Raw genomic sequence first — 22,672 nt, forward strand, 5'->3', positions numbered from 1 at the left:
AGAAATCGCAATGACGGATATGACGCCTGATCAGGTCGGTCACGATGACCACGACCATGATCATAAACCCCGAGGGTTGATGCGTTGGCTGTTAACGACCAACCATAAAGACATCGGCTCCATGTATTTGATCTTCAGCTTCAGCATGTTCTTGCTGGGCGGGGCGATGGCATTGGTTATCCGGGCGGAGTTGTTCCAGCCGGGATTGCAATTGGTTGATCCTAACTTCTTTAACCAGATGACCACGGTTCATGGTCTTATCATGGTATTCGGTGCGGTCATGCCAGCCTTTACAGGATTGGCTAACTGGATGGTGCCTATGATGATTGGCGCGCCGGATATGGCTCTGCCACGCATGAATAACTGGAGCTTCTGGATACTGCCGTTTGCCTTCCTGATGCTCATCATGTCGCTGTTTATGGAAGGAGGCGGTCCAAACTTTGGCTGGACTTTCTACGCACCGCTCTCCACCACCTATTCCCCCGACAGCACCGCACTGTTCGTGTTTGCTGTTCATATCATGGGTATCAGCTCCATCATGGGCGCGATCAACGTGATAGTGACCATCATGAACCTGCGTGCACCGGGCATGACCTATATGAAGATGCCGTTGTTCGTCTGGACTTGGTTTATCACTGCCTTCCTGTTGATTGCGGTGATGCCAGTGCTTGCCGGGGCAGTCACCATGGTGTTGACCGATAAGTACTTCGGCACGTCATTCTTTGATGCCGCCGGTGGTGGCGATCCGGTCATGTTCCAGCACATCTTCTGGTTCTTCGGGCACCCAGAGGTGTACATCATGATCCTGCCGAGCTTCGGGATAATCTCTGCGATTGTGCCAGCGTTTGCCCGCAAACCACTGTTTGGCTATGCGTCCATGGTTTACGCGACCGCATCCATTGCAGGCTTGAGCTTTGTGGTATGGGCGCACCACATGTTCACAACAGGCATGCCGGTGTTTGCAGAACTCTTTTTCATGTATTGCACCATGTTGATATCGGTGCCGACCGGCGTGAAAGTGTTTAACTGGGTGGCGACCATGTGGCGAGGCTCATTGACCTTTGAGACGCCCATGTTGTTTGCGCTCGCCTTTATTGTGTTATTCACCATCGGGGGCTTCTCCGGCCTGATGCTGGCAATAACACCGGTGGACTTCCAATACCATGACACCTACTTCGTGGTGGCACACTTCCACTATGTTCTGGTGTCCGGGGCTATCTTCTCCATCATGGCAGCGGCTTATTACTGGCTGCCAAAATGGACCGGGCATATGTACAACCAGACGCTCGCCAACTGGCACTTCTGGTGCTCACTGATTTCGGTCAACATCCTGTTCTTCCCAATGCACTTCCTGGGGCTGGCTGGCATGCCACGTCGTATTCCGGATTACGCCCTGCAGTTCGCTGATATCAACGCGATTGTCAGTGTCGGTGCTTTCCTGTTCGGTTTCTCCCAGCTTATCTTCTTGGTGCTGGTGGTGAAATGTATTCGCGGCGGCGAGCCTGCGCCAGCGAAACCTTGGGAAGGTGCAGAAGGATTGGAATGGACAGTGCCTTCACCTGCGCCTTATCACACCTTCTCAACACCACCGAAAATCGATTGAGGATAGCATATGGCAGAGCAAGAACAGCAGACACAAAAAACAGGACGTTCAGCAGCAAAGCTGGCGGGCTTGGCTGTGCTGATGTTTGGCTTTGCCTTCGCACTGGTGCCACTTTATGACGTGTTCTGCGACATCACCGGCATTAACGGTAAAACCAGTGATGTCGCGGCGACGGAAAGTAATCAGGTGGATTTTTCCCGCACTGTCACCGTTGAGTTTGTTGCCTACATTAATCCCGGTCTTGGCTGGGATTTTGTGCCAGAGGTGAAAAAGCTCACCGTGCATCCGGGAGAGACGCGCACCATCGCTTACCGTGCCACCAACAACACCTTGGTGAACTCGGTCGGACAGGCGGTGCCTTCGGTTACCCCGGGTCTTGCCGCGCAATATCTGAACAAAATTGAATGTTTCTGCTTTAACCGCCAGCCCCTTGAAGCAGGAAAAGACGCAGAACTTCCACTGGTGTTTTATGTCGACCCGGAGCTGCCGGAAGACATCAGCACCCTGACGCTGGCATATACCCTGTTTAGCGCAAAGACTGAGCCTGTGACTCAGTAAATGCAGTGAGGTCATCATGACGACAGATACCAATACCGATGCCCAGTACGAAAACTACTATGTGCCTGCACAGAGCAAGTGGCCGATTGTCGGTGCTATTGCCTTGTTCTTTATCGCAATGGGCGCTGGTTCGACAGTCGCCGGATTGTTCGGTGGCAATGGCCCATGGATGCTGCTGATTGGCACCGGCATTTTGATGTTTATGCTGTTCGGCTGGTTCCGTGATGTGATTCATGAGTCGATGGGCGGCTTGTATTCAGCGCAAATGGACCGTTCTTTCCGCCAGGGCATGAGCTGGTTCATCTTCTCGGAAGTGATGTTCTTTGCTGCCTTCTTTGGTGCATTGTTTTACGCCCGAGTCATTGCGGTTCCTTGGCTGGGAGGAGCGAGCAACAATGCCATGACGGCAGCAGTGCTCTGGCCTGACTTTATTCCAGGTTGGCCTTTGGTGAAAACGCCAGGTGGCACGGAAACCACAGCCATGGGAGCTTGGGGTTTACCGCTGATTAACACCATTATTCTGCTTGCTTCGTCTGTCACGCTGCACTTTGCACATGTAGCGATGGAAGAAGGCAACCGCCAACGCGTGAAACTGTTTCTTGGTGTTACCGTGCTGCTGGGGTGGATTTTCCTCGGGCTTCAGGTGGAAGAATATGTACACGCGTATCAAGAGCTGAACCTCAGGCTGGATTCAGGGATTTACGGGAACACCTTCTTCCTGCTTACCGGTTTCCACGGTATGCATGTTTTCCTTGGCTCGATCATTCTGTTCATTATTTGGTTGCGGGTACTGAAAGGACATATGACCCCTGAGCATCACTTCGCCTTCCAGGCTGGTGCTTGGTATTGGCACTTTGTGGATGTGGTATGGCTGTGTCTGTTCGTGTTCGTCTACATCTTGTAGGGACGCAAATTAATAAGGGCGGCTGTTGGGTTCAATCACTCCGGTCGCCAAAGCGACCAGTAAGATGACAAACACAAGCACAGAGAACAAAACGCGACGTCCTAAAAAGCGGGACATGGGAACGTCGGATTGACCCTTAAGCATAATCGGCAGAGCACGGAACAGATTAAACACGATAAAGACCAACAGGCAGACGAGGATCCCTTTGAGCAGCATATTGCCTCCTGAGAGTCAAAAAGGTGACCGGATGTCTTCTTCCAACATACGGCAAATAAGACGGATTGGTTTTCTTGTATTCACTCTGGCGATGACAGTGCTCTTGGTCAAGCTGGGGATGTGGCAAATGTCCCGCGGGGCAGAAAAAGAAGTGCTTTTGTCGCAAATGGCAGAGCGTTCGCAGCAGGAAGTGACCGCCTTGGCGTCTTTGCCACTGGAATTGAAAGGGACGCGGGTCAAGTTAACTGGCCAGTTTGATACATCGAAGAGCGTACTACTCGATAACCAAACCTTCGAAGGCCGCGTGGGATACCGCTGGTTTCTACCGTTCAGAAGCGACAATCAGTGGATATTGGTCGAGCTGGGTTGGGTAGCGGCGCCGGCAACAAGGGATACATTGCCGACATTGCCAACGCTAGAAGGACAATTTTCAGTGACCGGCATCATCGATTTTCCCTCAGACAGGGTCGTGCTGGCACAAGTGGAAACAGAAAACGGTTGGCCCAAGCGGGTGCAATCGGTGGAAATTCAAGGTCTGGAACAAGCTTCCGGACTTTCCCTCAAACCCTGGCTTATCCGCGGTGATGTGATAAGCGACAGCAACGGAGAGAGCTTCAGTACAGGTGCGAAACCCATCTGGGAGCCTGTCGTGATGAAGCCGGAAAAGCACTATGCCTACGCCATGCAGTGGTTTGGATTGGCGCTGGTGGTAGTGATTGGATTTGGGCTTTGGTGGAGGAAAGGACGCATATGAATGGGAAAAAAGCGCTGATACTGGTCACCGTGATTTTTGTTCTGCCGGTTCTGGCTGCCAAATTGGTGCTGGATTTTGGCTGGTACAATAAAGGCGTGACCAACAATGGCGAGCTCATCGCCGAAGAAGTGAAGGCGGACTGGCTGTCACACAATGGGCAATGGCGTTTGGTCTACTCCTACCCCAATGCTTGTGATGAGAAGTGTGAGAGTGCGCTGTTTCAACTTAACCAAATCCCGGTGGCGGTTGGACGTGAGCGTGAACGGGTTGCCAGCATCCTGCTGACACCGGAAAGCTCGGCGGTGGAAGAAGGCACCAATGTCACCCGCCAAAACATCGATGCAACGCAACAACAAACCATGTCGTCGCTGCCCTTCTCTGAAAACGCGATTTATCTTGTTGACCCTCTAAACAACCTTATTCTTGCCTATCCGGTGCCAGCGGAAAAATCAGCACAGGTGGCACAAAGCAAAGGACTGCTGTCCGATCTTCGTAAGCTCATGAAACTCTCCAAAGTCGGGTAAGGGAGGTCGAGATGGAAAAAGACAAACGCTATCTCGGACTGATTTACGGCGCACTGGCTTTGGCTTTGGTCGTGGTTGCGCTTGGCGCTTTCACTCGTCTCACTGAGGCCGGGTTGGGTTGTCCCGACTGGCCCGGTTGTTATGGCTTCCTGACCGTACCGCAATCGGCCGAGAAAATCGCCCAGGCCGCAGAAGCTTTCCCCCACGCGCCTGTTGAAATTCAAAAAGCCTGGAATGAAATGATCCATCGCTATGTGGCGGGAACGCTCGGGTTAGTGATTGCTGCCATTGCCTTTTTAGCGTGGCGTCGCCCTGAACGTAACCGCATGCTGCCGAGCGTGCTGCTGGCGGTGGTGACCTTTCAGGCAGCGTTGGGTATGTGGACGGTGACCATGAACCTGATGCCGATTGTGGTGATGGGGCATTTGCTCGGTGGTTTCACCACCGTCACTTTGCTATTCATGTTGGCCTTGCTGGAAAGACGACGTATTAAAGGGGCGACACAGCTCGAGGTAGGCCTTCAAAAAGCCTCTGTTGGCGGAAAGCTCAAGGCATTGTCAGTTGCGGCGCTTATGGCAGTGGTGATGCAAATTGCGCTCGGTGGCTGGACATCAGCTAACTATGCGGCTCTTGTTTGTACGCAACTGCCTGTCTGTGAAGTGGACTGGGCAGAGAAATACGACGCCTCGGCGTTTCATCCCATCAGCCCGAAAAACGAGACTTACCAATATGGCGTGTTGAATTTCGATCAGCGCGTCACGATTCACGCCACCCACCGAATCGGTGCCATGGTGGTCACGGCGCTCATTTTACTGCTGGCGTTTGCGGTCAGAAAACCGCTTGGTGCTGGCGCATCGCTACTACTCTTAGGCGCGCTGGGTATTCAGATAACGCTTGGTGTCACCAATGTGGTCGCCTTGCTGCCGCTGTCTGTTGCTGTGGCACACAATGTTTGCGGATTGCTTTTACTTTTAGTGACTGTCAGGACGGTGATTGGCGTGTTCGCGCCCGTTTCTATGACCGTTGCGCAGTCGTCTTTGGGAGACTCAGGGAGGTTAAGCCATGGCTAAATTCAACACGCCTTCGCTGGCAAACAGCGCCCCGAATACTGAAACCGCTCAATGGCGGGATTATCTGGAACTGACCAAGCCTAAAGTGGTGGCCATGCTATTGCTTACTGCCATGGTGGGTATGTGTTTGGCGGTACCGTCGTTGCCTCCTGCCCACGCCGTGATTCTGGGCCTGTTAGGGATTGGTATGCAGTCCGCTGCGGCTGCGGTGTTCAATCATGTAATTGATCAGCGTATTGATAGACAGATGCAGCGCACTATTCACCGCCCCGTTGCGAAAGGCCGGGTAGGTACGTCACAGGCTCTGGCCTTTGGTGGCTTGCTGATGGTCGCTGGCTTTGCGCTCCTTTGGGTATTGAATGTGCTGGTGGCATGGCTCACTTTTGCCAGTTTGATTGGCTATGCGGTGGTCTACACCGTATGGCTGAAGCATGCGACGCCTCAGAACATCGTGATTGGTGGTTTGGCCGGCGCGATGCCGCCGCTGCTCGGTTGGGTCGCGGTAACGGGGACGCTCGACCCACACGCGCTTTTGCTGGTAATGCTGATTTTTACCTGGACCCCACCGCATTTCTGGGCGCTCGCGATTCACCGTGAGAAAGATTACGCCAAAGCAGGCGTGCCCATGTTGCCAGTGACCCACGGTGTGGAATTCACCAAGACCATGATTTTACTCTACACCCTGCTTTTGGTGGTGGTGGGCTTATTGCCTTGGCTTGCAGGAATGAGTGGACTGATTTACCTCTTCGGTAGTTTGGCGCTCAATCTCGGCTTTGCCTGGTACGCGTGGCAGTTGAAATTCCATGACCGCAAAGGGTTGGCTTGGCAGACGTTTAAATACTCCATTTGGCATGTCTTTGGTTTGTTTGTGGCTTTGCTCGCCGATCATGCGTGGCGTGCGATAGGATAGTTGCACACCCAAGCAAACAGTGAGCAGGGATGATGCTTTCCCATCTTCAATTCTCAACGCCGCGGCTGGATGTCGCGGCGTTATCGTCTGGTTCAGAGACCTCCGGTAATCTCGCTAAGGAATTCGCAGCCCTATTGACGCCAGCGGTGAAGCAGCATTTACCGCCGGATATCCAATCGGTGAACGACGCCCAAAGCGCTGCGGTTTGGCTTCAACAGGCTTTAACAGAATCCACTTTCCTCGCTGTGACAGAGCGTGATTCGCAATCTCTCGCGGGGTTTATTTTGCTGTATGCAGAAACCAATACAGATGGTTTGCTCGATCTTCGGTTGGGCTATGTGGTGAGTGAGGAGCAGCAGGGAAAGGGATTGGCCAGCGAGATGCTGCAAGGCTTGGTGAGCTGGTGCCAGCAGAGCGGCAAGGTCGCGACGCTTTCCGGTGGGGCCGAAGAGAACAATCTGGCCTCTATCCGCGTGTTGGAGAAAAACGGATTTGTGCGTGATGGCGAAGCCCTCAAGGGTACCGTCTTTTTAACCCGCACATTCTGATAAACTTCCGCCACTTACTCTCTATCTGTCGATAACCACAGAGCCAATTTATGCTGTCAGCGCTGCAACAAAAAGCCCTCCACATACGCGTATTCTCGCTCGCGTTTCCTATGGTGCTCTCCAACATTACCGTGCCTTTGTTGGGACTGGTGGATGCGGCCGTGATTGGCCACCTCGACCACGCCTGGTATCTCGGTGGTGTGGCGGTCGGCAGCACCATGATCGCGGTGACTTTCTGGCTACTCGGTTTTCTTCGTATGGCTACCACTGGGCTTACCGCACAAGCTTATGGCGCTGACGATAAGACGGGGCTGGCGAATGTGTTCCTGCAGGGTATCTCCCTTGCCTGGTTATTGGCATTGGCGATTATCGCCGTGCATCCATTGATTGCGGATTGGGTGTTTTCCTACAGTGATGCAAGCGCAGAAGTGAAGCGCTATGCCGATCAGTATTTCTCTGTGCGTATCTGGAGTGCGCCTGCTGCGCTGACCAACCTTGTGATCATGGGATGGCTATTGGGAGCCCAGAACGCGAAAAAGCCGATGATGCTGCTGATTGTTATCAACGTCATCAACATCGTGCTTGATGTGCTGTTTGTTGTGGGTTTCGGCTGGAAAGTGCAGGGCGCTGCGGCAGCGAGTGTGATTGCTGATTACAGCGGTATGGCACTGGGCTTGTATTTCGTGGCGCAGCGCTGGAAGCAAGAGATGTTGCCTGCACCATTGGCGCAGTGGAAAAAAGCTTCTGCGGGCATGGGAAGGCTTTTAAAGCTTAACCGGGACATCTTTCTTCGAAGCCTCTGCCTGCAGCTGGCCTTCACCTTTATGACCTTTCAGGGCGCGACACTGGGCGACAATGTGGTGGCAGCCAATGCGGTTTTGATGAACTTCCTGATGCTGGTCTCTTTCGCAATGGACGGCTTTGCCTATGCGATGGAAGCCATGGTAGGGAAAGCAATTGGTGCCCGGAACAGAAACGAGCTGATGGATTCACTCACTGCAACCACCTTTTGGAGCTTGGTAATCTCCCTGCTTATCACCGCGGCTTTCCTGATCTTCGGCGAGCAGATCGTCGGGGTGATTTCTGATATTCCTGCTGTGCGTGAACAGGCATTTGTGTATCTGCCTTGGCTCATTGCCATGCCGCTGGTGGCCATGTGGTGTTTTCTACTTGATGGTGTGTTTATCGGTGCGACGCGCGGACGCGAAATGCGAAACACCATGTTTGTTGCGATGGCAGGTTTCTTTGTGATTTGGTGGCTGTTAAGTGGCTGGGGCAACCATGCGCTATGGGCGGCGATGCTCGGCTTTATGGCGTTGCGTGGATTAACGCTGGGGGTACTTTTCATCCACCAGTGGCGCAGAGACACCTTCCTAGCGGCAAACTAACCAGACAAAAAAGGCGCCATTGGGCGCCTTTCTTCTCAGATAATCGCTCTTAGTAGTAAGAGTGATCACCGTGTGCGTGCTCAGTGACGTCACGAACGCCGTTAAGCTCGCCGCTGAATTCTTCCAGCAGTTGCTTCTCGATACCGTCCTTCAGGGTGACGTCAACCATTGAACAGCCATTACAGCCGCCGCCGAATTGAATCACTGCCACTTTGTCTTCGGTGATTTCAATCAGATTGATGTGACCACCGTGGCCTGCCAGCTGTGGGTTAACCTGAGTCTGGATCACGTACTCAACGCGCTCCATCAGTGGCGCATCGTCAGACACTTTACGCATTTTCGCGTTAGGTGCTTTCAGCGTCAGCTGTGAGCCCATTTTGTCAGTGACGAAATCAATCTCAGCATCTTCCAGAAACGGAAGGCTCAGTTCATCTACGTAGGCAGAAAAACCTTCGAATTTGAGTTCGGTATCAGTCGCTTCCACTGCATCCTGAGGGCAGTAAGAAACGCCGCACTCTGCGTTTTGCGTGCCAGGGTTAACCACGAATACGCGGATGTTTGTCCCTTCCGGCTGCTGCTCAAGCAGTTTACCGAAATGGCTCTGTGCACTTTCTGAAATAATAATTTGTGACACGGCTTCTTACCTGATTTATCCAGTATTTGTTTACATTGTACGCTTGTTTTTGTCCGCTATCACCCCTCAAGCTTCGAGGTTACTTTTCCCTCACTTTTCAATTAAGTGGCTTCTGGTGGTGTGCGACAAAGACAATACACATCAATACGTTCCACGCCATGCTGCCGGAGCAAGCGGCAAAGCTGGGCGACAGTTGCACCCGTGGTGACAACATCATCGACCAAGGCGATGTGTGGCGGCAGTTTTCCTTCGATAGAAAATGCCTGCTTTAAGTTTGAAAGACGGGATTGTCGGTCTAATCCCTGCTGTTGGCGAGTGGCACGAATGCGTTTTAAGACATTGGGCTCAGATTGAACCTTCAGTTGTCTCGCGAGCTCTGCGGCCAGCACACTGCTATGGTTAAATCCGCGCCAAAGCCTGCGTTTCCAATGCATGGGCACGGGAAGAAGGAGAGGCGCAGGTGATTCAATCTCTGTCGCGAGCAGTTTAGCGAGAGCAGGGGCAAGCCAGTAATGTCCTTGATACTTGAAGCGGTGAAGCAGCTTGTCATAAGGAAAGGAATAGGCACCGACACAAACCAAACTGTCCCACGGCGGCGGCTTTTTCAAACATCTGCCGCAGCTTTCAATCACGTAAGGGGTGGGCAAGCCGCAATGCAGGCAGCGTGGCTGACGGGGCAAGCTGGCGTGACAGGTATGACACCAGGGATAAACACGCTGCTCCAACCTGTGGTGGCAAAGCTGACAACGCAGCGGCAAGGCACGTAAGATAGTGCTTAACATCAAGGACATGCTTGTTGATAAACGAATTTAGGCAGTGTAAATGACGACTTCTCTGTACTGGCACACGGAAGGCCAGGGTTCCGATCTGATTCTCATTCATGGCTGGGGGATGAACAGCGCCGTATGGCAAAACATCCTGCCTGCTCTCACCCCGCATTACCGCGTTCATTGTGTTGACCTTCCGGGCTATGGCTTCAGTCAACCGACCGATGCCTTTTCCTTAGAGGAAATGGCACAGTGCTTGCTTGATAATTCACCGCAGGAATCTGTTTGGGCCGGTTGGTCTTTGGGGGGAATGGTTGCCACTCAGGCTGCACTGCTCGCACCGGAACGTGTGAAAGGTCTAGTCACGATTGCCAGCTCTCCAAGATTTGCTGCAGAACATGGATGGCGAGGGATAAAACCCGAGGTATTGCAGGCGTTTACGAAACAATTGGCTGAAGACTTTCAGACGACGGTTGAACGTTTCATGGCGCTTCAGGCAATGGGAAGCCCGACAGCACGGCAAGATATTAAGTGGTTGAAACAGGCGGTCCTCTCTCACCCGTCTCCTCAGCCAGAGGCGCTTAGCGCCGGCCTTGGTATTCTTGCTGACGCTGATTTACGGCCTCACTTGCATGATATTTCAATGCCTTGGCTCAGAATGTACGGTCGGCTGGACGGCCTTGTGCCTGTCAAAGTGGCGCAAGAGTTGGATGTTCTGGCACCGCGTTCGCAGCGGCAAATCTTTGCCAAAGCGTCGCACGCACCGTTCATTTCTGATCCCGACCATTTTTCACAAGAGCTTCTGGCTTTTTGTGGCCAATGTTTGCCGTCCTGTTAATGGAAAGTAGCGAAATTAAGTGAATTGGGGCTAAATTTTAATCTGAAGCCGCCGATACTTTAATCAAGTTACTTGCTATGGCATCAGGAGAGACCATAATGAATATAGGTAACGTTGGGTATTCTCAGCACGCTTACGCTAAGCCAATGCAGCCAAATCAGGCGGCAAAGGGCAATGAAGCGCAGGCGGCAGAGGGTGCCAAGCAGTCTTACGAGCAGGTCGCGAAGGAAGTGTCGGACGGTAAGACTGTTAACAAAGCAACGGAAGCCGAAGGCACGAACACTTCGTCTAAAGTTGAGTCTTTCACCTATGGGGCGCTTGGCATGGACCACCCTGAAGAAGTGAAAAGCAACGACGATGCTGCGTATTCCGCCGGTCAGGTGCTTTCTGCACTGGGTACCATTGGCGGACTGATCGCAATATTGGTCTAGTTTCGCTATAGAGATATAGCACGCGCATTCGCGGGGATTGCCCCGCCTATGCTCGCAGGCGACGCGCCTTCGGTCGGTGTTGGGAGACAACATTGGCATGAACATTTCGCCCGCTAACGTCAGCATCCCTGCTGTCGTACCGTCAGTGAACCCGCCAACGGAGCAAGTTGCGCGGGAAAATCGCGTGCGCGAAAAAATTGTCCCGCCCAGTCAGGCAAATGCCACTGCCGAAGAGAAACCAGTACTCGCCGAAGAGAAACAACTCAAGAACCCATCTTGGGATCCTTCTGAACACCCCGATTACGCCGATCTGGAACAAAACCCAAGGCAGTTCAATGGTGGTGGTTTCGCTGCACATGAAACCCTAAGTCAGCTCACCAACATGCTTTCCAGCGGTTCGTATGTGCCGCAGAACGAAAACGGCTATGCCATGCGCATTAAGCTGCCGAAAGAGATCTTGGATAAAATCGACGAGCTTAAAGCTTCTCAACGCACTGGTGCGGTCGTTGCCATGCGCTATCAGCAATCGTCAGCCGCGAATATCCCATCAGAAGTGCTGATCGTCATTTGACGGTAAGCCTAGGGGCTGTTGACCTTTGGTGATTGTTTTTGCAGCAGTTTGTGGGGATTTTATGCTTTGTTGAGGTGTATTTGCTTAGAATGACTAGGCGGCACACACCTCGCCGCGCCTAAAACGCTTATGGCTAGAACAGAATATAACCACCAAAGGTCAACAGCCCCTAGCAAGCAGATACAAAAACAGCGCCTCTTGGCGCTGTTTTTGGTTTCTCAGCGATCAGTTACGCTTCGCTTTGGCAAAGGCATCGGCAAATGCGCCACCGAAACCCGACTGCTGACCGCCACGGTTATCACGGCGGTTGTTGTCATTGCGGTTATTGCCGCTAAAGCTGCGTTCCTGATGGCGAGGGCGGGATTCGCGGGCAGGTTTGTTATCTGAACCCGGCTCATCACTCAGGCGCATCGATAGGCCAATACGCTTACGCTGCAGATCGACTTCCATCACCTTCACTTTCACCACATCGCCGGCTTTGACGACTTCACGTGGGTCAGAAATGAACTTATCTGACAGCGCAGAGATATGTACCAGACCGTCCTGATGTACGCCGACATCAACAAAAGCGCCGAAGTTAGTGACGTTGGTGATCACGCCTTCCAACACCATACCCGGGATCAGATCTTTCACTTCATTGACGCCATCGGCAAAGGTGGCGGTCTTAAACTCTGGGCGTGGGTCGCGGCCAGGTTTTGCCAGTTCTGCCAGGATGTCGGTCACGGTCGGGATACCAAAGGTATCGTCAGCGTAGTCTGCTGCTTTCAGCGCACGCAGGAAGTCATGGTTGCCAATCATGGCATCAACGCCTTTACCGGATTTCTCGGCAATACGTTTCACGACAGGGTAGGCCTCTGGGTGAACGGAAGAGCCATCCAGTGGGTTTTTACCCTTCATGACACGAAGGAAGCCCGCACACTGTTCAAAGGCTTTCGGACCAAGACGCGGCACTTTGAGCAGGGTTTTGCGATCTTCAAAGCGGCCATTTTCGTCACGGAAGGCCACAATGTTGGCTGCCATGGTGGTAGATAGGCCAGCGACGCGGGTCAGTAGCGCTGCAGAGGCACTGTTTACGTCCACACCGACGGCGTTTACACAGTCTTCCACGACGGCGTCCAGACGCTTGGCAAGCTGGCTTTGGCTAACATCATGCTGGTATTGACCTACACCGATAGATTTTGGATCGATTTTCACCAGCTCAGCGAGTGGGTCTTGCAGACGACGGGCGATAGAAACCGCACCACGAAGTGACACATCAAGGCCCGGGAACTCTGTCGCGGCAAGCTCAGAGGCGGAGTAGACCGACGCACCTGCTTCACTGACCATCACGGTTTGGATTTTCTCACCCGCATCTTTCAGCATGCCAGCCACAAAGGCGTCGGTTTCACGGGAAGCTGTGCCGTTACCAATCGCAATTAAATCCACATTGTGCTTTTTCACCAGTGCCATCACCACGCGTGCAGATTCTGCAATTTTGTTTTGTGGCGGCGTTGGATAGATGGTGGCGGTATCCAAAAGCTTACCGGTGTTGTCGATCACCGCGACTTTACAACCGGTGCGAAGGCCAGGGTCGATACCCAAGGTGCAACGAGGGCCCGCAGGTGCGGCCATCAGCAAGTCTTTCAGGTTATCGGCGAAGACTTTGATAGCGTCAGTTTCTGCCATCTCGCGTAGGTTGCCCATCAGCTCGGTTTCCATGTGCATCAAGATCTTGATACGCCATGCGAAGCTCACGACCTGCTTACGCCAGCGGTCAGCGGCTGCAGCGCCAATGGTCACGCCATAGTGGTCACTGATGATGGTTTCACAATATGAGCCAGTGGATTTTTCATCCTGACCCGGATCGGCATTCAGTGACAGTTGCAAAATCCCTTCATTGCGGCCGCGGAACATGGCGAGCGCGCGGTGCGAAGGCACCTTGCTGAGCAATTCATCATGGGCAAAGTAGTCTTTAAACTTCGCGCCTTCTTCCTCTTTGCCTGCGACCACGCGGGCTTGAATTTCCGCGCTTTGGTTCAGATGACGGCGGATTTTGTCCAGCAGCGCGGCATCTTCGGCAAATTGCTCCATCAAAATCGCACGGGCACCGTCGAGTACCGCTTTGGTATCAGCAAAGCCTGCGTCAGCGTTTAAGTATTTCGCCGCTTCGGTTTCTGGTTCGTGGTCCGGCTGTTCCCAAAGCAGAGTCGCCAGTGGTTCGATGCCGGCTTCAATCGCGATTTGACCTTTGGTGCGGCGCTTGGGTTTATATGGCAGGTACAAATCTTCAAGACGGTTTTTACTGTCAGCATCCAGAATGTCTTTTTTCAGTGCATCAGACAGTTTGCCTTGTTCATCAATCGATTTCAGGATCACCTGGCGGCGCTCTTCCAACTCGCGCAGGTAGCCCAAACGGGATTCAAGGTTACGCAACTGGGTGTCGTCGAGGCCGTTGGTCACTTCCTTACGGTAACGGGCAATAAAGGGGACGGTATTGCCGTCATCCAGCAGGTTTACTGCAGCAATAACCTGAGCATCGCGGACATTCAGTTCTGTCGCGATCTGTTGGTAGATTGAAGTTGTCATGGTGTTCCTTAGATTCATTGTCACGCCGCAGCGTCACCTTAGTGTTCGTCTTGCTGGTAGCGGATACTGTTGACGTACCAGACTTTTGGCCCTTCCGGTGTGGTCACCACCGCTTCGTCATCCACTTCTTTTTTAATCAAAGCGCGCGCCATAGGGCTGTCGATAGAAATGTAGTCTTTCCGGCCATAAATTTCGTCGGGACCGACAATACGGAAGGAGAGAGTGTCGCCATCTTCGTTTTCGATATCGACCCAGGCACCGAAAAACACCTTACCGTCCTGTTGAGGGCTATAATCGACCACACGCAGGATTTCGAGACGTTTACGGAGGTAGCGGACGCGGCGGTCTATCTCGCGCAGCAAGCGCTTGTTGTAAGTGTAATCCGCGTTTTCTGAACGGTCGCCAAGACTGGCGGCCCAAGAGACAATCTTGGTGATTTCCGGGCGGCGCTCTTTCCAGAGGTAATCGAGCTCTTGTTTGAGTTTGTTGTAGCCTTCCCGGGTGACCAAATCGGTTTTTTTCATTCTGCTTTCCGAGCGATTGTTTCGTTTTCCGGCAAGAGTTATAACCGCTTTGCTGCCATGATTAAAGCGAAGCTGCCCGGCAACGTTAAGCTGAGGCACGAATTTCGCATTCAATTTTCTGGGGCAGGGTTACAACTGGTAACAGTTTTTCTTCCCACAGGACGTTACTCTGATGTTTTATATCAGAGTCCGAATTTATTATTGGTGGCATTTCCACCACACGGAGAGAAAGGTAAGTCATGCAAGATAATCATAAGATCCTGGTTGTTGACGATGATATGCGTCTTCGCTCGCTGCTCGAGCGTTACTTGTCTGAGCAAGGTTTTCAGGTGCGCAGTGTGGCGAATGCCGAGCAAATGGACCGTTTGCTCTCTCGTGAGAATTTCCACCTGATGGTGTTGGACCTGATGTTGCCGGGTGAAGATGGCCTCTCCATCTGCCGCCGCCTGCGTCAGGCGAACAATCAATTGCCGATCCTGATGCTGACGGCAAAAGGCGACGAAATTGACCGCATCGTGGGTCTGGAAGTGGGTGCTGACGATTACCTGCCGAAACCCTTCAACCCACGTGAACTGCTGGCACGTATTCGTGCAGTGCTTCGTCGTCAGACGGTAGAAGCTCCGGGTGCGCCTTCCAGTGAAGAAAAAATTGTCGAGTTTGGTCAGTTCCGTCTGAATCTGGGCACCCGCGAAATGTTCCGTAACGATGAGCCACTGACGCTGACATCAGGTGAGTTTGCCGTACTGAAAGCATTGGTGACCAATGCCCGTGAGCCGATGTCCCGCGACAAACTGATGAACATGGCGCGTGGCCGTGAGTACTCCGCGATGGAGCGTTCGATTGACGTTCAAATCTCGCGACTTCGCCGCATGATTGAAGAAGATCCAAGCAAACCTCGTTATATTCAGACCGTTTGGGGTCTGGGCTACGTGTTCGTACCGGACGGAGAAGCCTAATTAATGCGCTTCTCCCCACGCAGTAACTTTGCCCGTACGCTCGTGGTGCTGGCTGGCCTTCTGATTGCCAGCCAGATCTTCTCCTACCTCACTATCCTCAATTACGCCTTGCTGCCAAGCATCAAACAGTTCAACAAAATCCTCGCTCATGAAATCGAAGTCATGCTGGATGACGATTTGCTGTTATCGAACGGCAAGGTTTATCACATGGATGAACTGTTACGTCGCCAGTTACTCGAAAAGCTTGGTGTCACCATGCATGATGACGATGAGCCAGCGATGATGGAGGAGTTTGATAACGCCGCGTCAGTGGATTACCTCAGTGCGGACATGTCCGAAAAGCTCGGTGCTCCGACGGAAGCGCGCATCAGTCTGGAGTCGAAGAACTATGTGCTCTGGCTGGAAAGTGAGGCGTTCCCCGGTTACGTGATGCGGATACCGCTCTCGGAGCTGCATCAGGATGACTTCCAGCCCCTGTTCTTCTATTCCATGTTTATCGCCTTACTGGTGATCGGTGGCGGCTGGATGTTTATTAAAGTGCAGAACCGACCATTGGCGGCACTGGAACGTGCGGCGCAGGATGTCGGACACGGGAAATTCCCGGAACCTTTACCAGAACGCGGTGCGTCAGATATCCGTGCGGTGACGAAAGCGTTTAATCAGATGAGCGAAGGCATTCGCAAACTGGAGGAAGATAGGGCACTGCTGATGGCAGGTGTTAGCCATGATCTCCGTACGCCATTGACCCGGATTCGTCTGGCGACCGAAATGATGTCGCCGGAAGACAGTTATCTGGCTGAGAGCATGATTAAAGACACCGAAGAGTGTAATGAAATCATCAACCAGTTTATGGATTACTTGCGTTCGGTTCAGCTTCAGGACATGACAGAGATTGACCTGAATGTGGTGGCCGAAGATGTGTCTGTCGCTGATGGTGCAACAGGACATGACCTTGAAGTATCTAAAGGCGAGCTGGTTGGAAAGCTGGATGCTAACGAAGTGGCTATCCGTCGTGCGGTGACTAACTTGGTGGTGAATGCAGTGCGCTATGGTGGCGGTTGGGTCAAAATCAGTACCGGTACTTCTGCTGACCGTCGACATCAGTGGATTGCGGTGGAAGATAATGGACCGGGTATCGCAGCCGATCAGATTGACACAGTATTGCAGCCCTTTACCCGTGGTGACACCGCGCGGGGCAGTGAAGGCACTGGCCTTGGACTTGCCATCGTCAAGCGTATTACTGAGCAGCATAACGGCACGCTAAAACTCAGCCAGCGTTCACAGGGCGGTTTGCGGGCGCAAATTGTCTTGCCAGTGGCTAAACGCCAGCCGAGAAAGCGGCGTTAGAAGCATCTTTACCGATAAAAACGCGGATCTTGAATCCGCGTTTTTTATTTTTTGATATGAAAAACAGTCCATAAACTTGTCTCATATTTGAATCATCTGCTAATACTGTAATACAGCGCCGATACAGCAGAGATGAAACATGAAGATAGTCATCGACCCGCAGGATCCGTCCCCGAAGTTCAAACAATTGATGACGCAGATTCAGCGTCAGATTGTGGCCGGAACGCTCATCCCCGGGGAGAAGCTGACTTCTGTCAGAAAGTTAGCCGCAGAGTTGAATATCAATCCGATGACGATTTCACGTTGCTACCAAAACATGGAAGAAGAAGGCTGGTTAGAGCGCAAGCGCGGCGTGGGCATGATTGTCGCGCGGCAAGGGTTGCAAGGCCGAATGGAAGATCGCTTCGGGTTTATAGAGCCGACGCTGAAAGCGCTGATTGATGATGCCCGGGAAGTCGGTTACAGCAAATCAGAAGTGATGGCGCTGGTGATGCAGTATTGGGAAGACTGATTAGCAACATTGGCTGAATGAAGAATGGGCGGATATCCGCCCTTTTTATGCGTTGCTGTATTTGTCGTTGTTACCAAGCCAACGGGTGATAATGGCTTTGGCGTTGTCCGGATAGTTTTGGTGCAAATACAACGCAAGCTTCTGCACTTCAGGGATGAGTTTCTGATCGCGGACCAAGTCGGCAATCTTAAACTCTGCCATCCCCGTTTGTTTGGTGCCCAAGAGCTCACCTGGGCCACGAATTTCCAGATCGCGCTGAGCAATCACAAAACCATCACTGCTTTCACGCAACACGCCTAAGCGCTGTGTAGCGGTCTTTGATAGCGGTGCGTGATACAAAAGCACACAGTGGCTAGCGACCGAACCACGTCCGACACGGCCACGAAGCTGGTGAAGTTGCGCCAGACCGAGACGCTCTGGGTTTTCGATGATCATCAGACTGGCGTTTGGCACATCCACGCCGACTTCGATCACTGTGGTGGCGACCAAAAGATGAAGCTCACCGGATTTAAAAGCCTGCATCACTTCCTGCTTTTCTGCCGCTTTCATCCTGCCATGTACCAGACCGATTTTTAGGTCGGGTAGGGCACGCGCCAAATCATCGGCCGTTTCTGCAGCAGCTTGCGCTTCCAGCACTTCAGACTCATCAATCAGTGTACACACCCAATAAGCCTGACGTCCTTCTTCCAAGCAGGACGCGTGGACACGATTAATGATGTCGATGCGTCGGGTATCCGGTACGGCAACCGTTTGGATCGGCGTTCTTCCCGGTGGCAGCTCGTCGATGATGGAGGTATCGAGATCGGCATAGGCGGTCATCGCCAGCGTACGTGGAATAGGTGTAGCAGTCATGATGAGCTGGTGAGGATGAATGCCTTGCTTCATCCCTTTCTCGCGAAGCTCAAGGCGCTGGTGGACGCCAAAGCGATGCTGCTCATCGATGATGACAAGCGCAAGTTTGTCGAACTCGACATGCTTTTGGAAAAGGGCGTGGGTGCCCACTATCATTTTGGCTTCGCCGCTGGCGATTTTCGCAAGTTCTGCTTCTTTGGCTTTGCCTGTCAGTTTGCCTGCGAGCCAACCAACGGAAATGCCCAAAGGCTCCAGCCAGTTGGCAAAGTTGATCGAATGCTGCTCAGCAAGGAGCTCCGTCGGTGCCATCAAAGCAACCTGATAGCCTTGCTCAATCACCTGCAATGCAGCGAGTGCAGCCACTAAGGTTTTGCCTGAGCCCACATCACCCTGTACCAGACGCATCATGGGCTTTTCCAGCCCCATGTCACGTTCAATATCGGCCACCACGCGGGACTGCGCGCCCGTTGGCGTAAATGGCAAGGATTCCAAGAGCTTTGGTTTTAACTCGGTTGAAGGCGGCAGCGAAAATGTCGGATCTTGCTGCAACTTGCTGCGAACCGCGAGCATCGAGAGGTTCTGCGCTAACAGTTCTTCTAGGATCAGGCGCTTCTGAGCCGGGTGTTCACCCTTCTCCAACTGGGTCACCGAAATATCTGGCGTCGGGCGATGCAGGATTTTCAGCGCATCACGCAGGGTGATTTGCCTGTCGTACAAGCCTTCCGGTAAGAGTTCCTGCACCGCAGCACCTTCGAGCAACTCAAGCGCCTGATCGGTCAGGTTTCTCAGCGTCAGCTGGCGAAGGCCTTCTGTGGTTGGGTAAACCGGTGTCAGGGTTTCTTCCAGCGAAAGCTCAGTGGGCTCGGAGAAGACTTTGTATTCGGGATGGATGATTTCAAGGCCACCCTGACCGCGTTTGATTTCACCATAGGCTTTGACGCGCTTGCCCTGTTCAAGACTGTTTTTCATTGCAGCATTGAAGTTGAAAAAACGCAGCGTGAGCGAGCCGTTACCGTCTGTGATTTTCACCGTCAGCATACGGCGACGCCCAAAGACAGTGTTGTTGCTAACCACTTCACCTTCAACGGTGGCATGTTGGCCCGGCATCAGACTCATGATAGGCCAGATACGGGTGCGGTCTTCATAGCGGTAGGGGAGATGGAATAGCAGATCCTGCACCGTGAAAAGCCCCAGCTTTTCCAGCTTCTCTGCCATTTTGCCGCCGACTCCAGTCAGCGAGGTAACGGGAACGGCATCCAGCATTGACGCGCGCATGGTGTGTTCATCTCTCCTAAATCAATACGATTGCAGGCTTATTTTGCTGCCTGCATCTTGGCCCACCAGGCTTCATCAGCAACGATTTGGCCTTCTTCATCCAAATCCGGGTAAGGCAGGCCTTTACGTTTGGCGACTTTTGCCAACACAGGGTGACCACGCTCAAAGATGATGCGGTCAACTTCCGCTTGTGGGATCAAAGTGCGTGTACGCCGGTACATGCCTGCGTTTTGGCGTTGGCGCTGCGCTTCATACAAAATCAGCGCGCTGGCGACCGATACATTCAGTGACTGTACCATACCTATCATGGGAATGATGATGTCTTGATCAGCCAATTCAAGCGCTTGCTTGCTGATGCCGGTCTTTTCCTGACCCATCACGATGGCGGTCGGCTTGGTGTAGTCAATCTCGCGGAAATCGACGGCGGTATCAGACAGGTTGGTCACCAGAATCTGCATGCCTTTGGCTTTCAGGGTTTCAAATGCCTCTGGCGTGTTGTCATGGGTAACAACGTCCACCCAGTTGCGTGCGCCCGCAGAAGTGCCGCCTAATGCGCGCATTTGACTGTCTTTCGGCCAGACGGCATGAACCTGATGAACACCAACAGCATCGGCAGTGCGGATAATGGCGGAGATGTTGTTGGGTTTATGGACTTCTTCCATGCACACAGTAAGGTCCGGCTGGCGGGTAGCCAATACTTCATGGATGCGTGCAAAACGTTCTGGTGTCATGGTGTTTTTCTCGTTTATAAAAACGCCCGCAAGGGCGGGCGTTAAAGACTTAACAGTTAGCACTGTCAGTGCATTAATTCTTCTGACGGCTGACTTTCACCACATTCGGCATGATACGGATACGGCGCATGATGTTTGCCAGATGGACACGGTTATGAGTCGTGAGTTTCACGTAAATCGTGTACAGACGGCCATCGCGCTCTTCCGTCGTCAAACCCTGAATGTTAGAGCCTGTCGCGGCAATCGTGTTGGTCAAATCGGCCAGTGCGCCCTGGTGGTTGAGCATGTCAACACGCAGTGCGGTCGCAAAGTCCTGATCAATGTCATCACCCCATTCGACAGACATATATTTGTCTGGCTCCTGACTATAACCGCGGATGTTGGCACATTCTTCACGGTGAATGACCAGCCCTTTACCTGGGCTGACGTGTCCGACGATGTGATCGCCCGGAATAGGACGGCAGCAGTTCGCGTAAGTCAGCAAGATACCTTCAGCGCCACGGATTGGCAGGCATCCGCCTTGCTCTTCCAGGCTGTCAGCATCACCAAGCAGACGCTTGGCAATCACCACGCTCATCAGCTCACCGGCACCGATATCTGCCAGCAGATCTTCCTCGCTGTCGAGCTTGAGATCGTGCAAGACCTTGTCGATGTTTTCCTGCTCGATGTCCTGAATATTCTTCTCGCCAAGGGCGTGGTTCAGAAGACGGCGACCCAGAATCACAGACTCTTCGCGACGCTTGGTTTTCAGTACCTGACGAATCTTGGTACGCGCACGGGACGTCACCACATAGTTGAGCCACGCCGCGTTTGGACGCGCGCCAGGGGCAGTGATGATCTCTATGGTCTGGCCGTTTTTCAGCGGTTGACTGAGTGGGTAAGACTGACGGTTCACCCTCGCGCCGACGCAAGAGTTACCGACGTCCGTATGCACGGCATAAGCGAAGTCCACAGCGGTTGCGCCAACAGGCATTTCAACGATGCGGCCTTTCGGCGTAAACACGAACAGCTCGTCCGGGAACAAATCTGATTTCACGCTTTCGATAAACTCAAACGAGCTACCTGCACTTTGCTGAAGTTCCAGCAGGCTTTGCATCCAACGCTGCGCACGCACCTGTGCGGTGGTGCCACCGCCGCCAGCACGGTCTGCACCATCTTTGTATGCCCAGTGTGCCGCAACACCTTTGTCCGCCATCTGATCCATGTCTTCGGTACGGATTTGTACTTCTACAGGGACACCGTGAGGGCCGATCATAGAGGTATGAAGCGACTGGTAGCCGTTCGCTTTCGGTACCGCGATGTAGTCTTTCATGCGTCCCGGGCGCGGCTTATACAGGTTGTGCATTTGCCCCAGCACGCGATAACAGGTATCCACCGAATCGACAATCACGCGGAAAGCGTAGAGATCCATGATGGTGTGGAAGCGCTGCTCCTTATTCTTCATCTTGTTGTAGATGGAGTAGAGGTTCTTCTCACGACCCAACACCTTGGCATTGATACCCGCATCCTGGAGGCGCCTTCAATTTCGGCGTGGATTTTCTGGATCATCTCTTTGCGGTTGCCGCGCGCATGAATCACTACCTCGCGCAATACGCGGTATCGGGTCGGGTAGAGGGCTTCAAAGCCAAGCTCTTCAAGTTCCACTTTGATGTTGTGGATACCCAGACGGTGCGCCAGTGGCGAGAAAATCTCGAGGGTTTCGCGGGCAATGCGGCGACGTTTGTCTGGACGCAATGCACCCAATGTACGCATGTTGTGCGTGCGGTCAGCGAGTTTGATAAGGATTACGCGGATGTCATGGGCCATGGCCATGATCATTTTGCGGAAGTTCTCCGCCTGCGCTTCCTGACGGTCGCGGAATTTGAGCTTATCGAGCTTGGAGACGCCATCGACCAGATCGGCAACAGTATCGCCAAAACGTTGCTGGAGGTCTTCTTTGGTGACGTCAGTATCTTCAATCACATCATGCAGCAGGGCTGCCATCAAGGTTTCGTGATCAAGGCGCATCTCCGCAAGAATACGGGCAACAGCGATAGGGTGGATGATGTATGGTTCCCCGCTTGAGCGGGTTTGCCCTTCGTGGGCATCTCGCGCGACCAAATACGCTTGCCGGAGTGCCTCTAAGTGCGACTCCGGCAAGTATTGTGCTGCGACTTCTTTCAGGCTATCGAAGAGATACAATCTGCCTGTTTCCC

22 protein-coding genes and 1 pseudogene are annotated in these 22,672 nt (G+C 52.9%); 15 read left to right on the forward strand and 8 right to left on the reverse strand.

All coding sequences use genetic code 11. The annotated features are described in order from the left end of the window. The first annotated feature begins 10 nt into the window (after positions 1–10). From ctaD to G5S52_RS16260, 3 genes are read left to right on the forward strand one after another with little or no spacing between them, the layout of a single operon-like run. A complete protein-coding gene (gene ctaD / locus G5S52_RS16250) occupies positions 11–1,603 on the forward strand; it encodes a cytochrome c oxidase subunit I (protein WP_165015925.1) in 1,593 nt (530 codons plus the stop codon). Between the two features lie 9 nt (positions 1,604–1,612). Beyond that, complete coding sequence (locus tag G5S52_RS16255; RefSeq protein ID WP_002535392.1) at positions 1,613–2,161, forward strand: cytochrome c oxidase assembly protein; 549 nt, start codon at positions 1,613–1,615, stop codon at positions 2,159–2,161. 16 nt (positions 2,162–2,177) lie between these two features. Continuing rightward, entirely contained in the window at positions 2,178–3,065 is an 888-nt protein-coding gene (locus tag G5S52_RS16260; RefSeq protein ID WP_062666875.1) for a cytochrome c oxidase subunit 3, read from the forward strand. A gap of 9 nt (positions 3,066–3,074) precedes the next feature. Here the strand turns inward: G5S52_RS16260 and G5S52_RS16265 are convergent, their stop codons facing one another. Continuing rightward, positions 3,075–3,281 carry a DUF2909 domain-containing protein gene (locus G5S52_RS16265; RefSeq protein WP_002535390.1) on the reverse strand — a complete coding sequence of 69 codons (207 nt, stop codon included), beginning with the start codon at positions 3,279–3,281 and terminating at the stop codon, positions 3,075–3,077. 31 nt (positions 3,282–3,312) lie between these two features. Between G5S52_RS16265 and G5S52_RS16270 the strand changes: the two genes are divergently transcribed. Genes G5S52_RS16270 through dinF form a run of 6 tightly spaced genes read left to right on the forward strand, consistent with a single transcriptional unit; the run spans position 3,313 to position 8,475 of the window. After that, positions 3,313–4,035, forward strand: coding sequence for an SURF1 family protein (locus G5S52_RS16270; RefSeq protein WP_205743943.1), 723 nt, complete (start codon positions 3,313–3,315; stop codon positions 4,033–4,035). Further along, positions 4,032–4,559, forward strand: coding sequence for a redox-active disulfide-containing membrane protein (locus tag G5S52_RS16275; RefSeq protein ID WP_062666878.1), 528 nt, complete (start codon positions 4,032–4,034; stop codon positions 4,557–4,559). The genes G5S52_RS16270 and G5S52_RS16275 overlap by 4 nt, the downstream gene beginning before the upstream one ends. Before the next feature lie 11 nt (positions 4,560–4,570). After that, a complete protein-coding gene (locus tag G5S52_RS16280) occupies positions 4,571–5,629 on the forward strand; it encodes a COX15/CtaA family protein (RefSeq protein WP_165015929.1) in 1,059 nt (352 codons plus the stop codon). Continuing rightward, positions 5,622–6,539: a heme o synthase gene (gene cyoE, locus G5S52_RS16285; RefSeq protein WP_165015932.1), complete on the forward strand. Its 918-nt coding sequence runs from the start codon at positions 5,622–5,624 to the stop codon at positions 6,537–6,539. Before G5S52_RS16280 ends, cyoE begins: the two co-directional genes overlap by 8 nt. Before the next feature lie 29 nt (positions 6,540–6,568). Further along, positions 6,569–7,087, forward strand: a complete 519-nt coding sequence (locus G5S52_RS16290) for a GNAT family N-acetyltransferase (protein WP_165015935.1) — start codon at positions 6,569–6,571, stop codon at positions 7,085–7,087. 50 nt (positions 7,088–7,137) lie between these two features. After that, a complete protein-coding gene (gene dinF / locus G5S52_RS16295) occupies positions 7,138–8,475 on the forward strand; it encodes an MATE family efflux transporter DinF (protein WP_165015940.1) in 1,338 nt (445 codons plus the stop codon). Positions 8,476–8,524: 49 nt separating this feature from the next. Here dinF and nfuA read toward each other — a convergent pair whose 3' ends face one another. Beyond that, a complete protein-coding gene (gene nfuA, locus G5S52_RS16300) occupies positions 8,525–9,109 on the reverse strand; it encodes a Fe-S biogenesis protein NfuA (protein ID WP_002535379.1) in 585 nt (194 codons plus the stop codon). 101 nt (positions 9,110–9,210) lie between these two features. Beyond that, the gene (locus tag G5S52_RS16305) at positions 9,211–9,891 is read right to left on the reverse strand and encodes a ComFC family protein (RefSeq protein ID WP_235956334.1); all 681 of its coding nucleotides are present in this window, start codon (positions 9,889–9,891) and stop codon (positions 9,211–9,213) included. A 40-nt stretch (positions 9,892–9,931) separates the two neighbouring features. Between G5S52_RS16305 and bioH the strand changes: the two genes are divergently transcribed. The 3 genes from bioH (at position 9,932) to G5S52_RS16320 (ending at position 11,716) form a co-directional block, all read left to right on the forward strand. Continuing rightward, on the forward strand, positions 9,932–10,714 hold the full coding sequence (bioH, locus tag G5S52_RS16310; protein WP_046303542.1) for a pimeloyl-ACP methyl ester esterase BioH: 783 nt from the start codon (positions 9,932–9,934) through the stop codon (positions 10,712–10,714). 98 nt (positions 10,715–10,812) lie between these two features. Continuing rightward, positions 10,813–11,145, forward strand: coding sequence for a hypothetical protein (locus G5S52_RS16315; protein ID WP_002535374.1), 333 nt, complete (start codon positions 10,813–10,815; stop codon positions 11,143–11,145). A gap of 97 nt (positions 11,146–11,242) precedes the next feature. Continuing rightward, positions 11,243–11,716, forward strand: a complete 474-nt coding sequence (locus tag G5S52_RS16320) for a hypothetical protein (RefSeq protein WP_002535372.1) — start codon at positions 11,243–11,245, stop codon at positions 11,714–11,716. Between the two features lie 225 nt (positions 11,717–11,941). Here G5S52_RS16320 and G5S52_RS16325 read toward each other — a convergent pair whose 3' ends face one another. Both G5S52_RS16325 and greB read right to left on the reverse strand, forming a co-directional pair. Continuing rightward, entirely contained in the window at positions 11,942–14,281 is a 2,340-nt protein-coding gene (locus G5S52_RS16325; RefSeq protein ID WP_046307921.1) for a Tex family protein, read from the reverse strand. A gap of 38 nt (positions 14,282–14,319) precedes the next feature. Then, positions 14,320–14,805 (reverse strand): transcription elongation factor GreB, encoded by a 486-nt coding sequence (gene greB / locus G5S52_RS16330; RefSeq protein WP_039849440.1) that lies wholly within the window; start codon positions 14,803–14,805, stop codon positions 14,320–14,322. 239 nt (positions 14,806–15,044) lie between these two features. Between greB and ompR the strand changes: the two genes are divergently transcribed. The 3 genes from ompR (at position 15,045) to G5S52_RS16345 (ending at position 17,619) form a co-directional block, all read left to right on the forward strand. Continuing rightward, positions 15,045–15,761, forward strand: a complete 717-nt coding sequence (ompR, locus tag G5S52_RS16335) for an osmolarity response regulator transcription factor OmpR (RefSeq protein ID WP_002535368.1) — start codon at positions 15,045–15,047, stop codon at positions 15,759–15,761. A gap of 3 nt (positions 15,762–15,764) precedes the next feature. Further along, positions 15,765–17,108 carry a two-component system sensor histidine kinase EnvZ gene (gene envZ, locus G5S52_RS16340; RefSeq protein WP_002535366.1) on the forward strand — a complete coding sequence of 448 codons (1,344 nt, stop codon included), beginning with the start codon at positions 15,765–15,767 and terminating at the stop codon, positions 17,106–17,108. Positions 17,109–17,247: 139 nt separating this feature from the next. Further along, the gene (locus G5S52_RS16345) at positions 17,248–17,619 is read left to right on the forward strand and encodes a GntR family transcriptional regulator (protein WP_002535365.1); all 372 of its coding nucleotides are present in this window, start codon (positions 17,248–17,250) and stop codon (positions 17,617–17,619) included. Positions 17,620–17,664: 45 nt separating this feature from the next. On the opposite strand, the gene recG is transcribed toward G5S52_RS16345, so the two are convergent. The 3 genes and pseudogenes from recG to spoT all read right to left on the reverse strand — a co-directional run bounded on the left by recG (position 17,665) and on the right by spoT (position 22,658). Next, on the reverse strand, positions 17,665–19,746 hold the full coding sequence (gene recG, locus G5S52_RS16350) for an ATP-dependent DNA helicase RecG (RefSeq protein WP_165015943.1): 2,082 nt from the start codon (positions 19,744–19,746) through the stop codon (positions 17,665–17,667). Positions 19,747–19,784: 38 nt separating this feature from the next. Further along, positions 19,785–20,477, reverse strand: a complete 693-nt coding sequence (gene trmH, locus G5S52_RS16355) for a tRNA (guanosine(18)-2'-O)-methyltransferase TrmH (RefSeq protein WP_165015946.1) — start codon at positions 20,475–20,477, stop codon at positions 19,785–19,787. 73 nt (positions 20,478–20,550) lie between these two features. Beyond that, positions 20,551–22,658: pseudogene (gene spoT, locus G5S52_RS16360) on the reverse strand (bifunctional GTP diphosphokinase/guanosine-3',5'-bis pyrophosphate 3'-pyrophosphohydrolase). Positions 22,659–22,672: the final 14 nt, after the last annotated feature.

The sequence above is a fragment of the Grimontia sedimenti genome (genome assembly GCF_011045095.1).
Taxonomy (GTDB): domain Bacteria; phylum Pseudomonadota; class Gammaproteobacteria; order Enterobacterales; family Vibrionaceae; genus Enterovibrio; species Enterovibrio sedimenti.

Excerpts from the sequence above, each read along its gene's own strand:
- G5S52_RS16280 (WP_165015929.1), top strand. The coding sequence starts at position 4,571 with ATGGAAAAAGACAAACGCTATCTCGGACTGATTTACGGCGCACTGGCT.
- G5S52_RS16305 (WP_235956334.1), bottom strand. The coding sequence starts at position 9,891 with ATGTTAAGCACTATCTTACGTGCCTTGCCGCTGCGTTGTCAGCTTTGC.
- G5S52_RS16320 (WP_002535372.1), top strand. The coding sequence starts at position 11,243 with ATGAACATTTCGCCCGCTAACGTCAGCATCCCTGCTGTCGTACCGTCA.
- envZ (WP_002535366.1), top strand. The coding sequence starts at position 15,765 with ATGCGCTTCTCCCCACGCAGTAACTTTGCCCGTACGCTCGTGGTGCTG.
- G5S52_RS16325 (WP_046307921.1), bottom strand. The coding sequence starts at position 14,281 with ATGACAACTTCAATCTACCAACAGATCGCGACAGAACTGAATGTCCGC.
- G5S52_RS16345 (WP_002535365.1), top strand. The coding sequence starts at position 17,248 with ATGAAGATAGTCATCGACCCGCAGGATCCGTCCCCGAAGTTCAAACAA.
- G5S52_RS16275 (WP_062666878.1), top strand. The coding sequence starts at position 4,032 with ATGAATGGGAAAAAAGCGCTGATACTGGTCACCGTGATTTTTGTTCTG.
- dinF (WP_165015940.1), top strand. The coding sequence starts at position 7,138 with ATGCTGTCAGCGCTGCAACAAAAAGCCCTCCACATACGCGTATTCTCG.
- recG (WP_165015943.1), bottom strand. The coding sequence starts at position 19,746 with ATGCGCGCGTCAATGCTGGATGCCGTTCCCGTTACCTCGCTGACTGGA.
- trmH (WP_165015946.1), bottom strand. The coding sequence starts at position 20,477 with ATGACACCAGAACGTTTTGCACGCATCCATGAAGTATTGGCTACCCGC.
- G5S52_RS16290 (WP_165015935.1), top strand. The coding sequence starts at position 6,569 with ATGATGCTTTCCCATCTTCAATTCTCAACGCCGCGGCTGGATGTCGCG.
- ctaD (WP_165015925.1), top strand. The coding sequence starts at position 11 with ATGACGGATATGACGCCTGATCAGGTCGGTCACGATGACCACGACCAT.
- G5S52_RS16260 (WP_062666875.1), top strand. The coding sequence starts at position 2,178 with ATGACGACAGATACCAATACCGATGCCCAGTACGAAAACTACTATGTG.
- bioH (WP_046303542.1), top strand. The coding sequence starts at position 9,932 with ATGACGACTTCTCTGTACTGGCACACGGAAGGCCAGGGTTCCGATCTG.
- G5S52_RS16255 (WP_002535392.1), top strand. The coding sequence starts at position 1,613 with ATGGCAGAGCAAGAACAGCAGACACAAAAAACAGGACGTTCAGCAGCA.
- G5S52_RS16315 (WP_002535374.1), top strand. The coding sequence starts at position 10,813 with ATGAATATAGGTAACGTTGGGTATTCTCAGCACGCTTACGCTAAGCCA.
- greB (WP_039849440.1), bottom strand. The coding sequence starts at position 14,805 with ATGAAAAAAACCGATTTGGTCACCCGGGAAGGCTACAACAAACTCAAA.
- G5S52_RS16265 (WP_002535390.1), bottom strand. The coding sequence starts at position 3,281 with ATGCTGCTCAAAGGGATCCTCGTCTGCCTGTTGGTCTTTATCGTGTTT.
- cyoE (WP_165015932.1), top strand. The coding sequence starts at position 5,622 with ATGGCTAAATTCAACACGCCTTCGCTGGCAAACAGCGCCCCGAATACT.
- ompR (WP_002535368.1), top strand. The coding sequence starts at position 15,045 with ATGCAAGATAATCATAAGATCCTGGTTGTTGACGATGATATGCGTCTT.
- G5S52_RS16270 (WP_205743943.1), top strand. The coding sequence starts at position 3,313 with ATGTCTTCTTCCAACATACGGCAAATAAGACGGATTGGTTTTCTTGTA.